The organism is Microbacterium excoecariae (assembly GCF_011326725.1).
GTDB classification, from domain to species: domain Bacteria; phylum Actinomycetota; class Actinomycetes; order Actinomycetales; family Microbacteriaceae; genus Microbacterium; species Microbacterium excoecariae.
Genome location: NZ_JAANCO010000001.1, coordinates 547,264 through 561,571 on the forward strand (window position 1 = coordinate 547,264; position 14,308 = coordinate 561,571).

The window sequence follows — 14,308 nt, forward strand, 5'->3', positions numbered from 1 at the left end:
TGAGGGGATGACCGATCCCGTGCTGCAGATCTCCGGCGCCGGGCTGCGGCTGCGCGGGCGCGACCTGTGGCAGGGCCTCGACCTCGAGGTGCAGCCCGGCGAGTTCGTCGCGGTGCTCGGGCCGAGCGGATCCGGCAAGACGACGCTCCTGCGCTCCATCCTCGGCCTACAGCAGCTGAGCGCGGGGCGGATCCGCGTGGCGGGCGCCCCGGTCCGCCGCGGCAACCGCCGCGTCGGGTACATCCCGCAGCAGCGCCCGTTCCCGCTCGGCACGAACATGCGCGCAAAGGACCTCGTCGCGCTCGGCATGAACGGGACGCGCTTCGGCCTCCCCGTCCCGCGCCGCGGCGACGCCGCGCGGGTGGCGGAGCTCCTCCGGGCTGTTGGCGCGGACCGTTTCGCGGACGACGCCGTCGGGGCGCTCTCCGGCGGCGAGCAGCAGCGGCTCCGGGTCGGGCAGGCGCTCGTGGACAACCCGCAGCTGCTGCTCTGCGACGAGCCGCTGTCGAGCCTCGACCTCGCCAACCAGCGCGCCGTGACCCAGATCATCGACCGCGAGCGCCGCGAGCGCGGGGCCGGCGTGCTGTTCGTCACCCACGACGTCAACCCGATCCTCGGCGTCGTCGACCGGATCCTCTACATCGCGGGCGGGCGCTTCCGGCTGGGGAGCCCGGACGAGGTGCTCCGCAGCGAGGTGCTCACCGAGCTGTACGGCGCGCCGGTCGAGGTGATCCGCGCCGCGGGCCGCCTGCTCGTGGCGGGGATCCCCGACGCCGAGCCCCACCACCCGCATCACGAACACGATCACGACGAGGACGAGGCGGGGGTGTTCTGATGAGCTGGTCGGACGTGTTCTCGTTCGAGGACTACGGCGCGCTCCTCGCGCTTATGACGAACTCGCTCATCGCGGGCGCCGCCCTCGGCATCGTCGGCGGGCTCATCGGCGTGTTCGTCATGCAGCGCGACATGGCGTTCGCGGTGCACGGCATCAGCGAGCTCTCCTTCGCGGGCGCGGCCGCGGCGCTACTGTTCGGCGGATCCGTCGTCGTCGGGTCGCTGGGCGGCGCGCTCGTCGCGGCGCTCCTCATCGGCGTCCTCGGATCCCGTGCGCGCGATCGCAACTCGATCGTCGGCGTGCTCATGCCGTTCGGCCTCGGGCTCGGGATCCTCTTCCTCTCCCTGTACAGCGGGCGCTCGGCCAACCGCTTCGGCCTGCTCACGGGCCAGATCGTGTCGGTGTCGAACCCCGACCTCGGCTGGCTCGTGCTCATCAGCGCCTTCGTGCTCGTCGGCCTCATCGTCGTGTGGAACCCGCTGCGCTTCGAGTCGCTCGACCCGCAGGCCGCGGAGGCGCGCGGCGTGCCGACCCGCGGGCTCAGCATCGTCTTCATGATCCTGCTCGGCGCGATCGTCGCGGCCGCCGTTCACATCATCGGCGCGCTCCTCGTGATGGCGCTGCTCGTCACGCCCGCGGCGGCGGCCATGCGCGTGAGCAACAGCCCCCTCGTCGTGCCGCTCCTCTCGGCCGGCTTCGGCCTCGTCTCGGCGGTCGGCGGGATCCTCCTGGCGATCGCGGGGACGCTCCCCGTGAGCCCGTACATCACGACGATCTCTTTCGCGATCTACCTCGTGTGCCGCCTCGTGGCCCTGCGCCGCGAGCGCGCCCTGCGGATCCGGCACGAGGACCGGGGCGCGCACACCGTGCCCGCGGGCGCGGCGAAGTAGGCTCGGGGCATGGCTCAGCGCAACACGTGGCAGCGAGAGCGCGTCCGCGAGGCGCTCTCCGAGAGCGACGGCTTCGTCAGCGCCCAGGACCTGCACGCCCTGATCCGCGACGACACCGGCATCGGCCTGGCGACCGTGTACCGCGCGCTCGCGGGCCTCGCGAAGTCGGGCGAGGCCGACAGCCTGCAGAGCCCCGACGGCGAGAGCCTCTACCGGGCCTGCGCGACGAGCGGTCACCACCACCACCTCATCTGCCGCCGGTGCGGCCGCACGGTCGAGATCGAGGCGACGGCGGTCGAGCGCTGGGCGCGCGAGACGGCGTCGACCCACGGGTTCACCGACGCCGAGCATGTCGTCGACATCTTCGGCGTCTGCGCGGAGTGCGCCGCGAAGAGCGGCTGACCGGCCCATGGCACACGCGCCCGCCCCTCCCCGCCGGCCGGACGCCCCGCAGGGCGCGGACCGCGGCACGCGCGGCCGCGCGCTGACGCTCGTCGGCATCGGCGCCGCGGCGATCGCGGCGCTGTTCGCGGTCGATGCCTTCCTGCCGGGGATCTTCGCGGATCCGCTCCCCACGCGCGCGCAGGACGGGCTCACGCTCGCGCTGAGCGTGCTGATCGAGGCGCTGCCGTTCGTCGCGCTGGGCGTGATCCTGTCGATCGTCATCCAGGTCTGGGTGCCCGCGGACGTGATCCACCGCCTCCTGCCGCGGCGCGCGTGGCCCCGGCGCATGGTGCTCGCGGCGGTCGGCATGCTCATCCCCGTCTGCGAGTGCGGCAACGTGCCATTCGCGCGCGGGCTCATGATGCGCGGGCTCACCCCCGCGGACACCCTCGGGTTCCTCGTCGCGGCCCCCATCGTCAACCCCATCGTCATCATCACGACGCACCAGGCGTTCGGGTTCGACAGCGGCATCCTCGTCGCGCGCCTCGCGGGCGGCTATGCGGTCGCGCTCCTCATCGCGTGGCTGTACAGCCGCCACCCGGATCCGCAGGCCATGCTGACGGACCGCTTCCAGCTCGCGTGCGAGGTCTCCGCCGACGCGGCCGGTTCGCGCGCCCGCCGCACGCTCGCGCAGTTCGTCGTGGAGCTGCGGGCGGTCATGCCCGCGCTCGTGATCGGATCCGCCATCGCCGGCGCCGTCCAGGTGCTCATCCCGCGCAGCGCGCTCGTGGCGATCGGCTCGAACCCCGTGCTCTCGATCGTCGCGATGATCCTCCTGGCCATGACGGTCGCGATCTGCTCGAACGTCGACAGCTTTTTCGCGCTGTCGTTCGCCTCGACGTTCACGACCGGATCGCTCGTCGCGTTCCTCATCGTCGGGCCCATCGTCGACGTGAAGATGATCGCGCTGCTGCGCACGACGTTCACGGGCCGCGTCATCGCGGGGATCGTGACCGTCGTGCTGCTGTTCGCCTTCGCGCTCGGGACGGTGATGAACCTTGTTCTCTGACCTCGCGAACCGCTGGCTCGGCGTCGGGCTCGCGGCCGTCCTCGCCGTCGTGACGCTGGGGCTGACGGTCACGGGCCGGCTGCAGCTGTACATCAACCCCTCGCAGGCCTGGTTCGCCGTGGGCATGTCGGTCCTCCTCCTCGCGGGCGCGGCGCTGTCCTTCGCGCTGCCGCTCGGCGCTGAGCGCGACGACCACGGCCACGACCACGCGCACGACGGGGCCGACGGCGCCCCGGCCGCGGTGATCGCCGCGACGGTCGGGGGCGTGCTCGCCTCGGGCGTCGCGGTCGCGGCGCTCGTGCTCCCGCCCGCGACCCTGTCGGCCGAGCTCGCAATGGAGCGCGATACCGGGGCGCCCGTGCTGTTCGCGGGCGCCGACGAGGTGCAGCTCGGCGTCGTCGACACGGCGGACTTCGGCGTCGGGGACTGGTCGGCCGTGTTCGCCACGGCGACGAGCCCCGAGCGGTACGCGGGCGAGACGGTCCGGCTGACGGGCTTCGTCACCCCCGCGGATGACGGATCCGTGCAGCTGAGCCGGCTCGTCATCACCCACTGCGTGATCGACGCGCAGTCGGCCGTGCTTCCCGTCGCCGACGGCGCAGGGCTCCCGGCCGATCTCGCGACGGGGGAGTGGATCGAGCTCGTCGGCGACGTCGCCGTCGACGACGCGGGCGGTCTCGTGATCGAGGCGGCCTCGGTAACGCGCGTGGACGAGCCCGAGGATCCGTATGAGTACTGACTCGCGCCGGGCTCGGCGCCGCCGGCGCGGTCGCGGGCGGTTCGCGGCCGCGTTCGCGGTCGTCGTCGCCGCGCTGGCCGTGATCGGCGGCGCGGGCGCGGCGGTCGGGCTGTCGCAGGGGCCGCGCGTGACGAGCGTCCAGGCCGACCCCGCGGCCGCGATCGGGCAGTCGGGGAGCCGCGTCATCTTCACCGCGAACCAGTCGCTGTCCGCGATCGACCCCGCGCAGGTGAACGTCGAGCCCGAGGCCGACTTCACGGTCGACGCGGCGGGCCGCACGGTCGGCGTGCGCTTCCCCGCGGCGCTCGACGCGGCCACGCGCTACACGATCACGGTGTCCGGCGTGACGGGCGTCGGCGGCGGCCCGTCGGCCGACCTGACGACGACGTTCGAGACGCCGCGCGCGGAGGTCCTCACCCTCGAGCGCGACCCCGACGGCGACGACGTCATCGCGTCGCGCGCCGTCGGATCCGACGCGGATCCCGTCGCCGTGCTCCGCGCCGAGCAGATCGACGACTTTCGCGCGACGAGCCGCTACCTCGTCGCGAGCGTCGTGGAGGAGGGCGAGACGCGCGTGTTCGTCCTCGACCGGGCGGATCCGGGCGCGGATCCCGTCCCGCTCGAGCTCCCGGGCGACGGGTACGTGCAGGCGCTGCAGGTGTCCGAGCAGGACCAGCTCGTGGGCTTCACCTTCACCGACGGCGACGTCAGCGCGGAGTCGGGCCGCGTCAGCGTGCTGTTCACGGGATCCCTGCGGGACGCGGCCGAGACCTCCGACGCGGGGCTCAAGCCCGTGGAAGTCGGGGGCGAGGAGCCGAGCATCGACACCTGGCGGTTCGTGCCCGAGACCTCCTCGCTGCTGTTCAACGACTTCGACGGCGACCTCACGCTCGTGGACCGCACGACGAATGCGGATCCGACGACCTTCGGCGTCGCGCTCCTCATCGAGGGCGTCGCGCGCTCGACCTACACGGCCCTCGTCGGGCTCGCCGATGGGCGGCTCGTCGAGCTCGACCTCGCCTCCGGCGAGCAGACGGACCTCGACGACGTCGACCTGGGGCTTTCGGGCGAGAGCCTCCTCAGCCAGATCATCCCGACCGCCGACGGCGGGACGCTCCGCGCCTACGCCGAGCTCGTCGACGGCCTCCCCACGGACGTCCACGTCGTCCAGGTCGACGCCGACGGCGCCGCGACCGACGTCGCGACCGTGGCGCAGGGCGACGCGCTTCTCGGCGTCTGCTCGTCGCCGAGCGCGCAGTACGCGGCCGTGCAGGTCGCGCCGGACGTCGCAGGCAACCCGTACGACGACGCGCCGCAGCCGCTCCCCGAGACCGTCGAGACGCGGATCTATGACGCCGCGTCGGGCGAGGAAGTCGACGTGCTGCCCGGATTCGACCCGAGCTGGTGCGAGGTCGGCCCGTGGTGAGGAATCTGCGGGGAGCTCCCTGAGAGCGGGAACACCGGCCCGCACCAGGGCGTTGTCCCCGCCGCGGCCGGGCACCCCCGACCACCGCGAGAGAAAGGCACCACCCATGCGCGCACTCCTGCACGAGACCTTCGGCGAGGCCGTCGACGTCCTCCAGACCCGCGAGGTCCCGCTCCCCGAGCCCGGCCCGGGACAGGCGCGGATCCGCGTCGTGCTGTCGCCGATCCACAACCACGACCTGTGGACGATCCGCGGGACGTACGGGTATCGGCCCGAGCTGCCCGCGCGCGCCGGCACGGAGGCCCTGGGGGTCGTCGACGCTCTCGGAGATGGCGTGACGGGGCTGCGCGTCGGCCAGCGCGTCGCGACTGGCGGCACGTTCGGCGTCTGGGCCGAGTACGCCCTGGCCGACGCGGCCGGACTCGTGCCGGTGCCGGACGCGATCGGCGACGAGACCGCCGCCCAGCTCATCGCGATGCCCTTCAGCGCCCTGAGCCTCCTCGACTTCCTCGACGTCCGTCCCGGGGAGTGGATCGCCCAGAACACGGCCAACGGCGCGGTCGGCCGGCTCGTGGCGCAGTTCGCGGCCTCCCGCGGGGTCCGCGTCCTCGGGCTCGTGCGCCGCGACGCGGGCGTCGACGAGCTCCGCGCCGCGGGCATCGAGGACGTCGTCTCGACCGCGCAGCCCGACTGGCGCGAGCGCGCCGAGCGGATCCTTGACGGATCCGCTCCCCGCGCCGCCGTGGACTCGGTGGGCGGCCGCGCGGCGGGGGACCTGCTCGCGCTGCTCGGCGAGGGCGGCACGCTCGTGTCGTTCGGCGCCATGGGCGACGGGCGCCTCGACGTCTCGTCGGGCGACCTCATCTTCAAGCAGGCGACGCTCAAGGGCTTCTGGGGGAGCCGCGTGAGCGCGACGATGGATCCCGAGACCCGGGCGCGCCTGTTCGCGGAGCTCTTCGAGCGGGTCGGATCCGGCGAGGTGCCGCTCCCCGTCCACGGCGTCTTCTCGCTTGAGGACGCGCGCGCCGCGGCGGCCGCCAGCGCCGAGCCCGGCCGCGAGGGCAAGGTGCTCCTGCGGCCGTGACACGCCCGGTGTGCTAGGATCTTTGTTTGGCTGTGCGCACTCCTGCGCGCAGTTCGTGCAGTCGCTTCCCGAACACAGCCCGGAAACGGGCGGGGCGCGGTCTGCGCAGGCAAGAGATCTTGGGTGATCCGTTCTCGGATCACGGTATTGAAGGAGAGTGAACCATGGCTGCTGTGTGCCAGGTGACGGGAGCCACCCCCGGCTTCGGTCACAACGTCTCGCACTCGCACCGTCGCACCAAGCGTCGGTTCGACCCGAACGTGCAGAAGAAGACGTACTACGTTCCGTCGCTGGGCCGCAAGGTCACGCTGACGGTTTCCGCTAAGGGCATCAAGGTCATTGACGCCCGCGGCATCGAGTCGGTCGTGAAGGACCTGCTCGCGAAGGGTGTGAAGCTCTGATGGCGAAGAAGGCTCAGGACGTACGTCCGATCATCAAGCTGCGTTCGACCGCGGGCACGGGGTACACCTACGTGACCAAGAAGAACCGGCGCAACAACCCCGACCGCCTCGTGCTGAAGAAGTACGACCCGGTGGTTCGCAAGCACGTCGACTTCCGCGAGGAGCGTTAATCATGGCGAAGAAGAGCAAGATCGCGCGCAACGAGCAGCGCAAGGAGATCGTGGCGCGCTACGCCGAGAAGCGCCTCGAGCTGAAGAAGACGCTCGTCAACCCGAACGCGTCCGACGAGGAGCGCGAGGCCGCGCGCGTGGGCCTGCAGAAGCTGCCCCGCAACGCGTCGCCCGTCCGCGTCCGCTCGCGCGACGTCATCGACGGTCGCCCCCGCGGTGTCCTCACGAAGTACGGCATCTCGCGTGTCCGCTTCCGTGACATGGCGCACCGCGGCGAGCTGCCCGGCATCACCAAGTCGAGCTGGTAAGCACGACTCTCGCTCAGGGCGGGATCCCCATACCGGGGGTCCCGCCCTGTCGCGTGTGCAGGGGGATCCGGCAGTCACACGTGCCACACGAGCCCCGCGCGCGGGCGACACGCCGTGTCGAATCGCCCGAATCCCGCGGAAATACGCGGAAATCGGGCGAGCCGCGTTAGTTTTGTGCTCGGTCGCACGACCGAGCCGGGGGTTCACGCTCTCGGTCCAACGATTCGTCACGGCGCGTCCGCGCCGATGGAGGAAGACAATGGCCGACAAGAACATCACCAAGACCGAGCTCGTCGCGAGCATCGCGAGCGCGACCGGCCAGAGCCAGGCCACCGTCTCCGGTGTCCTCGACTCGCTCTTCACGACCGTCTCCGAGGCCGTCGCCAAGGGCTCGAAGGTCTCGATCCCCGGCTGGATCGCGTTCGAGCAGGTCGACACGGCCGCGCGCACGGGCCGCAACCCGCAGACCGGTGCCGAGATCGCCATCCCGGCCGGCAAGCGCGTCAAGGTGACCGCGGGCTCGAAGCTCAAGGCTGCCGTCAAGTAAGACGACGACGTCTCGCGACGCGGGCGCCACCCTCCGGGGCGGCGCCCGCGTCGCGTTCTCGGAGAGACGCCCAGGCGCCGCGAACTAGGATCGGTCGCGTGACTCCCCGCGCCCTGCGGGCCGCCGGGCCCGTCCTCCTCCTCGTCGCCGCCGGGGCCACGCTCGTCGCCGCGCTGATCGCGACGGGCGGGGCCGCGCCGCTCGCGCTGCAGGACCCGGGAGCCGTCGTGCGGTGGAGCCTGCCGGTCGCGAAGATGACCGTGAACATCGCCGGATCCGTGATGGTCGGATCCCTCGTCGTCGCCCTGTTCGCGCTGAAGCCCGACGAGCGCGCGTTCGGGGTCGCGCTCGACACCTCCTCGATCGGCGCGGCCGCGTTCACGATCGCGTCGGGCGCCACGACGTTCCTGAACTACATGAGCGGGTTCAACCCGCAGCTTTCGCTCGGCTCGGAGTTCGGCGCGCAGCTGGGGCAGTATCTCACGACGACCGAGATCGGCCAGGCCTGGCTGATCCAGACCGTCGCCGGCGGCATCGTGACCGTCCTCGCGTTCGCCGTGCGCGGGTGGACGACGACGCTCGTCACGGTCGCGCTGGCCGTCGCGAGCCTCGTGCCGATGGCCACGCAGGGGCACTCGGGCGACCTCGCCGACCACAACCTCGTCGTGACCGCCCTGACGCTGCACGTCATCGGCGCGGCCGTGTGGCTGGGAGGGCTCGTCGTGCTCGTCGCGATCCGCCCGGCCCTCTCGCCCGAGCGAATGCGCGCCGTGCTGGCGCGGTACTCCTCCGTCGCGCTCGTGGCGTTCATCGTCGTGGCGATCTCGGGTTACCTGCGCTCGCTGGCCTCGATCGCCGACCTCTCCCAGCTCGTCACGACGGCGTACGGGCTCGTGCTGGTGGTGAAGATCGCCGCGCTCGTCGCGATGGGGGCGCTCGGAGCCTGGTACCGTCGGCGCCTCATCGCCCGCAGCGCCGAGAAGAACGCGACGTTCTGGGCGGTGATCGCCCTCGAGCTCGTGTTCATGGGCGTCGCGTCGGGCGCCGCGGCCGCGCTCGCGCGATCGGCCCCGCCCGTGAGCGAGATCCCGCCCGCGCTGCAGACGCCCGCCGAGATCCTCACCGACGCGCCGCTCCCGCCGGAGCTCACCGCCGCGGAGTGGTTCACGCAGTGGGAGATCGACCCGCTGTGGCTCCTCGTGGGGATCTTCGGCATCGCGTTCTACGCCCTCGGCGTGCGGCGCCTGAAGCGCCGCGGCGACGCTTGGCCCGTCTTCCGCACGGTGTTCTGGATGCTCGGCATGGCACAGCTGCTGTGGGTGACGAACGGCCCCCTGAACGCCTACGGGCATTACCTCTTCAGCATGCACATGCTGCTGCACATGCTGCTCAGCATGGACATCCCGCTGATGCTCGTCGCCGCGGCGCCGGTGACCCTCGCGAGCCGCGCGATCGCCAAGCGCGAGGACGGCACGCGCGGGGGCCGGGAGTGGATCCTCTGGCTCGTCCACAACCCCGTCGCGAAGGTCCTCACGAACCCGTTCGTCGCCGCGGGGCTGTTCATCGGATCCCTCTGGGCGTTCTATTTCTCGGGCCTGTTCCGATGGAGTCTCTACGACCACCTCGGCCACGAGTGGATGGTGGCGCACTTCCTCATCACGGGGTACCTGTTCGCGATGACCCTCGTGGGCATCGACCCTGTGCCGTGGCGCCTGCCGTACGCGGGGCGCCTCGTCCTCCTGATCGTCGTCATGGCCATGCACGCCTTCTTCGGCATCGCGATCATGAGCCAGTCGGGCCTCATGGTCGCCGAGTGGTACGGATCCATGGGGCGCGCCTGGGGGCCGACACCGATGGACGACCAGTACACCGGCGGCGGGATCGCGTGGTCGATCGGGGAGATCCCGACGGTCATCACGGCGATCACGGTGGCGATCCAGTGGAGCCGCAGCGACGAGCGGCAGCAGAAGCGCCGCGACCGCCACGCCGACCGCACGGGCGACGCGGAGCTGGCGGAGTACAACGCGCGTCTTGCGCGGATCGCCGAGCGCGACGAGGCCCGGGGCCTCTGACCCGTCAGGTCGCGCGGTCGATCGTGATGTGCACGCTGCCGTCGTCGCCGACGTCGACCTCGGCGACCATCGTGAAGTAGACGTCCTCGTCGACGGGCACGAGCGCGCCCGTGAAGTAGTCCTGGACCGTGAGGGTGACGTGCGCGCGGCCCGACGTCGGCGAGACCCGCCAGTCGTCGCCGTCGGGCACGAGCGCCGTGCGCGGGTAGTCGAGGATCGTCCACGAGATGTCGGGCTGCGCGATGCCCCACGAGGCGTCGTAGCTGAAGGGGCAGTCCTGCGGCTGGAGGACCGCCTGCGTCGTGCACGTCGTCTCGAGGAAGTCGGCGACGCTGTCCTCCACGACCTGCGTGAGCTCGTCGGTCGGGGTGGTCTGGATGTCGATCGCGACGCGGTCCAGGAGCGACGCCGAGCGCACCGTGCGCGGATCCGCCTGGGTCGCCGCCGTGTCGACGGCGATCGCGTAGTTGCCGGGGGAGAAGGTGAGCATGGTCACCGGAGCGAGCGGATCCGCCTCCACGCCCTCCGGGGCGATCTGGCGCTTGTCGATCTCGAAGCCGTTGACCGCGAACTGCCAGGACCCGCGCACCGTGACGTCGAGGACCGACAGCGGGCTCGTCTCGAAGCGCCAGGCGGGGACGAGGCCGCTCATGCCCGCGCGCTCGACGCGGAAGACCATCTCGTCGCGCACGCCGTCGATCGTGTACGCCACGGTCACGACGGTGACCTCGCCCTCGTCGGTCGGAAGCGGTGCCTCGGCCACGGCATGGACGTCCGTGATCGTGCTCGCGAGCGCGTCCGCCCGCAGGAGGGCGTCGGAGGCGTACCCCCGGCCGATGTCCTCAAGGGCGGAGAACTCCGGGGCCACGCCGGGGATCGCGAGGGCGGCCTGCGCGTCGGCGTCGGCGATCGCGCGCACGTAGCGCTCGGCGAAGGCGCTGGGGCCCCAGAACTCGCGGTAGAGCGAGAGGAAGCCCACCGCGATCGCGCCGGCCAGCATCGCGAGCGCCACGACGCCCGCGATCGCCCGCAGAGCCGGGCTCGGCGGGCGCCGCGCGCGGCGACGCTCGTCGGATCCGGCTGGCATGGACACAGTCTAGGAACGGGCGCTGTGTTCTCCCCGTCGGCCGGCCCGGTCGTTGCACGACCGTGCCCTCGTACGATGGGGGGATGGCCCAGCCCGTTCTCTCCGCCGAGCAGGAGGCCCTGTTCCGGCTCATCGAGGACACGCGCGAGCACGTGTTCGTGACGGGCCGGGCGGGCACCGGCAAGTCGACGCTCCTGCGCCACCTCACCTGGAACACCCGGAAGCAGATCGCCGTGTGCGCGCCGACGGGCGTGGCGGCGCTGAACGTCGAGGGCCAGACGATCCACTCGCTCTTCAAGCTGCCGATCGGCCTCATCGCCGACAGCGAGCTCGATCAGTCCGACGCGACGCGCAAGATCCTCAACGCCATCGACACGCTCGTGATCGACGAGGTGTCGATGGTCAACGCCGACCTCATGGACGGTATCGACCGCTCGCTGCGCCAGGCCCGCGCGCGCCGGCGCGAACCGTTCGGGGGCGTCCAGGTCGTGATGTTCGGGGATCCGTACCAGCTCGCGCCCGTCCCGCCCCGGGGAGACGAGGCGCGCTACATTGACGACCACTACCGGTCGTTCTGGTTCTTCGACGCGAAGGTGTGGGCCGGCGAACAGGCGGGGGACGGCCTCATCGAGATGGGGCGCCACGGGGCCGAGCTCCACATCCGCGAGCTCACGCAGATTCACCGTCAGGACGACGACGCCTTCAAGACGATGCTGAACGCGGTCCGGTACGGGCGCGTCACCGCCGAGATCGCCGAGGCGCTCAACGCGGCCGGCGCGCGCACGCCGCCGCGCGACGGCGACGACCCGGTCATCACGCTCGCCACGCGCAACGACCGCGTCAACCAGATCAACGCGCAGCACCTCGCCGACCTGCCGGGGCGCGAGCAGACCGCGGTTGCGGAGGTCAACGGCGACTTCGGCCGCGGCGACGCGTACCCCGCCGACGAGAACCTCAAGCTCAAGATCGGCGCGCAGGTCATGTTCTTGCGCAACGACATCGGGAGCGGGGGCGAGCCGCCGCGCTGGGTCAACGGCACGATCGGCACGGTGACGCGGATCCTGGGCGACAGCGTGCGCGTCGACGTCGACGGCGAGGAATTCGACGTCGAGCCCGCCGTGTGGGAGAAGTACCGCTACGCGTACGACCCGTTCCAGAAGAAGCTCTCGCGCGACGTCGCGGCCGAGTTCACGCAGTTTCCCCTGCGCCTCGCGTGGGCCGTCACGATCCACAAGTCGCAGGGCAAGACCTACGACCGCGCCGTCGTCGACCTGGGCGCGGGCGCATTCGCGCCGGGCCAGACCTACGTCGCGCTCTCGCGGCTGACGTCGCTCGACGGGCTCTACCTCTCCCGCCCGCTGCGCCCGAGCGACATTCGCGTCGACGAGAACGTGCGCCGGTTCATGCGCAACGCCTGGGAGAAACAGGGCGACGCGATGCGCGCGGGCTGACGACCTAGACTCGAGAGAAGTCGGTCTTCAGGGGGTTCCATGGTGTTCAGGTCTCGTCGTCTTGCCGCCTCGGCCGGCATCCTCGCGGTCGGGGCGTTGCTCCTGGCCGGATGCACGGGGGACGACGCGCCGAACCCGGCGGATCTCGCGGATCCGCTTCCCGACGACGTCGCGGCGCAGCTCGAGGCCGCGACCGAGCGCGCGATGCAGGGCGCGGGCGCGCCGGGCGCCGTGGCCGGCGTGTGGGTGCCGTGGGCAGGCGAGTGGGTCGAGGGCGTGGGCGAGACCGAGATCGGCTCGGGCGAGACCCCGTCGGCGACGATGACCTTCCGCGCGGGCGAGATCACCCGCTCGATGACCTGCGACGTCCTCTTCGCCCTGGACGACCGTGGCACCGTCAGCGTCGACGACCCCGTGACGACCTACATCCCCAGCACGCCGCAGCTGGCCGAGGTGACGCTCGAGGACCTGTGCGACGGGCTCTCGGGGGTGCGGCCCTCCCAGAACGGGCGCTGGTCGTCGATCCTGTCGAACCTTGACCGCAACTGGGAGCCGCGCGAGTTCGTCGCCGAGGGCCTCGGGCGCGGCATGGCGTCCGCGGACAGCTGGCGCGACTCCGACAGCGACTACTTCCTCCTCGGCATGGCGCTGGAGAACGCCTCGCACACGAGCCTGCGCGAGCTGTACCGCACCTACGTCGCGGAGCCGGCGGGGCTCACGTCGACGACGCTCCCGGGCGACGCTCCGGGCACGGTGGAGTTCACGGGGTACTACACGTCGAGCGGGCAGCAACAGAACGCGTGCGAGGGCGAGCCGCGCGACGTCACGGAGCTGTCGCCGACCTTCGGCTACGCGAACTCGGGGGTCGTGTCCACCGTGACGGACCTGCGCGACTACGCGAGCGCGCTCGCCGCGGGCGTGGGATCCGGCGACGACGTCGAGCTGCGCTGGCAGGACTCGCTTCCCACGGATCCGGAGGGCGATCAGTGGGTGCGCGCCGCCGGTGGCGACCTCATGCTCGGGACCCTCGTCGGGCAGCAGGGGGCGATGGTCGGCTACAGCACTGCCGCGTACAGCGACGTCGAGACGGGGTTGACGGTCGTTGTCGTGCTGAACAACTCGGCGGCGGGCGACGAGATCGCGGGCGCGCTGGCGCGCGAGCTCGCGGCGATCGCGATGCAGGTCCCGGGGGACGGCCAGCCCGACACCACGTTCCCGTGGACAGTGGAGCAGGCGCACAGCGCCGTCGGATCCGCGGCGGTGTGCCCCATCGAGGGGGAGTAGCGGCGGCTCAGTCGCCCCGGATCATGCGGAGGAGCTCCGCGACGACCGCGTCGCGGCTGCTCGCCGGGTAGGGCGCCTGCTGCATCGCCTCGTCGACCCAGATGCCGTCCGCGGCGGCGAGAGCGATCTGCTGTGTCGTCGTGAGAGCGGAAATGTCCCCTACCCAGCGGTCGCGGAACGCCGTCCAGATGGCGGCGAGGGCGGGGTCGTGCATGACGTCGACGAGCGCGGAGAGGTCGCCGAGCGGGTCGAGCTCGCCCGAGGTGTCGATGGCGGACAGGAGATAGGCGGCCCGACGGTCGGCGACGGAGGCCGCGGCGAACGGTGCCCCGAGGTGGCGCTCGGCGTCCGCCTCCCAGAGGCCGATCAGCCGCTCGATGACGGCCCGGGCGAGGTCGTCGCGCGTGGGGAAGTGGTAGAGCACTCCGCCCTTGGACTTGCCGGACTCGGCGGCGACCGCTTCGTACGTGAGGGCGGTGAGGCCGACGCGGGCGGCCACGCGCAGGGCCGCTGCGGCGACCTCCTGCTTTGCGCTGGGGCGGTTCATGCGGATCCTCTCGA

At 71.9% G+C, this 14,308-nt stretch carries 16 protein-coding genes; 14 read left to right on the top strand and 2 right to left on the bottom strand.

Annotated elements, in window-relative coordinates; genetic code table 11:
- Positions 1–7: 7 nt before the first annotated feature.
- The 12 genes from G8E01_RS02490 to G8E01_RS02545 all read left to right on the top strand — a co-directional run bounded on the left by G8E01_RS02490 (position 8) and on the right by G8E01_RS02545 (position 9,925).
- Positions 8–835: a metal ABC transporter ATP-binding protein gene (locus G8E01_RS02490; RefSeq protein ID WP_166315396.1), complete on the top strand. Its 828-nt coding sequence runs from the start codon at positions 8–10 to the stop codon at positions 833–835.
- Positions 835–1,725 (top strand): metal ABC transporter permease, encoded by an 891-nt coding sequence (locus G8E01_RS02495; protein WP_166315399.1) that lies wholly within the window; start codon positions 835–837, stop codon positions 1,723–1,725. The genes G8E01_RS02490 and G8E01_RS02495 overlap by 1 nt, the downstream gene beginning before the upstream one ends.
- 9 nt (positions 1,726–1,734) lie before the next feature.
- Positions 1,735–2,127 carry a Fur family transcriptional regulator gene (locus G8E01_RS02500; RefSeq protein WP_166315402.1) on the top strand — a complete coding sequence of 131 codons (393 nt, stop codon included), beginning with the start codon at positions 1,735–1,737 and terminating at the stop codon, positions 2,125–2,127.
- Between the two features lie 7 nt (positions 2,128–2,134).
- On the top strand, positions 2,135–3,178 hold the full coding sequence (locus G8E01_RS02505) for a permease (RefSeq protein WP_166315405.1): 1,044 nt from the start codon (positions 2,135–2,137) through the stop codon (positions 3,176–3,178).
- Positions 3,168–3,917: a TIGR03943 family putative permease subunit gene (locus G8E01_RS02510; protein ID WP_166315408.1), complete on the top strand. Its 750-nt coding sequence runs from the start codon at positions 3,168–3,170 to the stop codon at positions 3,915–3,917. Before G8E01_RS02505 ends, G8E01_RS02510 begins: the two co-directional genes overlap by 11 nt.
- Positions 3,907–5,343: a hypothetical protein gene (locus G8E01_RS02515; protein ID WP_166315412.1), complete on the top strand. Its 1,437-nt coding sequence runs from the start codon at positions 3,907–3,909 to the stop codon at positions 5,341–5,343. Before G8E01_RS02510 ends, G8E01_RS02515 begins: the two co-directional genes overlap by 11 nt.
- A 106-nt stretch (positions 5,344–5,449) precedes the next feature.
- Positions 5,450–6,427, top strand: a complete 978-nt coding sequence (locus tag G8E01_RS02520; protein ID WP_166315416.1) for a zinc-binding dehydrogenase — start codon at positions 5,450–5,452, stop codon at positions 6,425–6,427.
- Between the two features lie 164 nt (positions 6,428–6,591).
- Entirely contained in the window at positions 6,592–6,828 is a 237-nt protein-coding gene (rpmB, locus tag G8E01_RS02525) for a 50S ribosomal protein L28 (protein WP_155049149.1), read from the top strand.
- Positions 6,828–6,998, top strand: a complete 171-nt coding sequence (rpmG, locus tag G8E01_RS02530; RefSeq protein WP_155049151.1) for a 50S ribosomal protein L33 — start codon at positions 6,828–6,830, stop codon at positions 6,996–6,998. Before rpmB ends, rpmG begins: the two co-directional genes overlap by 1 nt.
- Positions 6,999–7,000: 2 nt before the next feature.
- Positions 7,001–7,306: a 30S ribosomal protein S14 gene (gene rpsN, locus G8E01_RS02535; RefSeq protein WP_155049153.1), complete on the top strand. Its 306-nt coding sequence runs from the start codon at positions 7,001–7,003 to the stop codon at positions 7,304–7,306.
- A gap of 259 nt (positions 7,307–7,565) precedes the next feature.
- Positions 7,566–7,853, top strand: a complete 288-nt coding sequence (locus tag G8E01_RS02540) for an HU family DNA-binding protein (RefSeq protein ID WP_155049155.1) — start codon at positions 7,566–7,568, stop codon at positions 7,851–7,853.
- Between the two features lie 98 nt (positions 7,854–7,951).
- Positions 7,952–9,925, top strand: coding sequence for a bifunctional copper resistance protein CopD/cytochrome c oxidase assembly protein (locus tag G8E01_RS02545; protein ID WP_338100721.1), 1,974 nt, complete (start codon positions 7,952–7,954; stop codon positions 9,923–9,925).
- Between the two features lie 4 nt (positions 9,926–9,929).
- Here the strand turns inward: G8E01_RS02545 and G8E01_RS02550 are convergent, their stop codons facing one another.
- Entirely contained in the window at positions 9,930–11,012 is a 1,083-nt protein-coding gene (locus G8E01_RS02550) for a hypothetical protein (RefSeq protein ID WP_166315419.1), read from the bottom strand.
- A gap of 83 nt (positions 11,013–11,095) precedes the next feature.
- Here G8E01_RS02550 and G8E01_RS02555 point away from each other — a divergent pair, with 83 nt between their 5' ends.
- Positions 11,096–12,463, top strand: a complete 1,368-nt coding sequence (locus G8E01_RS02555) for an ATP-dependent DNA helicase (protein ID WP_166315422.1) — start codon at positions 11,096–11,098, stop codon at positions 12,461–12,463.
- Between the two features lie 39 nt (positions 12,464–12,502).
- Entirely contained in the window at positions 12,503–13,747 is a 1,245-nt protein-coding gene (locus tag G8E01_RS02560) for a serine hydrolase domain-containing protein (RefSeq protein WP_166315425.1), read from the top strand.
- A 7-nt stretch (positions 13,748–13,754) separates the two neighbouring features.
- Here G8E01_RS02560 and G8E01_RS02565 read toward each other — a convergent pair whose 3' ends face one another.
- Positions 13,755–14,294: a TetR family transcriptional regulator gene (locus G8E01_RS02565; RefSeq protein WP_166315428.1), complete on the bottom strand. Its 540-nt coding sequence runs from the start codon at positions 14,292–14,294 to the stop codon at positions 13,755–13,757.
- Positions 14,295–14,308 lie beyond the last annotated feature (14 nt).

What these genes read in the sequence shown, in the direction of transcription:
- G8E01_RS02490 (WP_166315396.1), top strand. Translation starts at nt 8, where the DNA reads ATGACCGATCCCGTGCTGCAGATCTCCGGCGCCGGGCTGCGGCTGCGC.
- G8E01_RS02495 (WP_166315399.1), top strand. Translation starts at nt 835, where the DNA reads ATGAGCTGGTCGGACGTGTTCTCGTTCGAGGACTACGGCGCGCTCCTC.
- G8E01_RS02500 (WP_166315402.1), top strand. Translation starts at nt 1,735, where the DNA reads ATGGCTCAGCGCAACACGTGGCAGCGAGAGCGCGTCCGCGAGGCGCTC.
- G8E01_RS02505 (WP_166315405.1), top strand. Translation starts at nt 2,135, where the DNA reads ATGGCACACGCGCCCGCCCCTCCCCGCCGGCCGGACGCCCCGCAGGGC.
- G8E01_RS02515 (WP_166315412.1), top strand. Translation starts at nt 3,907, where the DNA reads ATGAGTACTGACTCGCGCCGGGCTCGGCGCCGCCGGCGCGGTCGCGGG.
- G8E01_RS02520 (WP_166315416.1), top strand. Translation starts at nt 5,450, where the DNA reads ATGCGCGCACTCCTGCACGAGACCTTCGGCGAGGCCGTCGACGTCCTC.
- rpmB (WP_155049149.1), top strand. Translation starts at nt 6,592, where the DNA reads ATGGCTGCTGTGTGCCAGGTGACGGGAGCCACCCCCGGCTTCGGTCAC.
- rpmG (WP_155049151.1), top strand. Translation starts at nt 6,828, where the DNA reads ATGGCGAAGAAGGCTCAGGACGTACGTCCGATCATCAAGCTGCGTTCG.
- rpsN (WP_155049153.1), top strand. Translation starts at nt 7,001, where the DNA reads ATGGCGAAGAAGAGCAAGATCGCGCGCAACGAGCAGCGCAAGGAGATC.
- G8E01_RS02540 (WP_155049155.1), top strand. Translation starts at nt 7,566, where the DNA reads ATGGCCGACAAGAACATCACCAAGACCGAGCTCGTCGCGAGCATCGCG.
- G8E01_RS02550 (WP_166315419.1), bottom strand. Translation starts at nt 11,012, where the DNA reads ATGCCAGCCGGATCCGACGAGCGTCGCCGCGCGCGGCGCCCGCCGAGC.
- G8E01_RS02555 (WP_166315422.1), top strand. Translation starts at nt 11,096, where the DNA reads ATGGCCCAGCCCGTTCTCTCCGCCGAGCAGGAGGCCCTGTTCCGGCTC.
- G8E01_RS02560 (WP_166315425.1), top strand. Translation starts at nt 12,503, where the DNA reads ATGGTGTTCAGGTCTCGTCGTCTTGCCGCCTCGGCCGGCATCCTCGCG.
- G8E01_RS02565 (WP_166315428.1), bottom strand. Translation starts at nt 14,294, where the DNA reads ATGAACCGCCCCAGCGCAAAGCAGGAGGTCGCCGCAGCGGCCCTGCGC.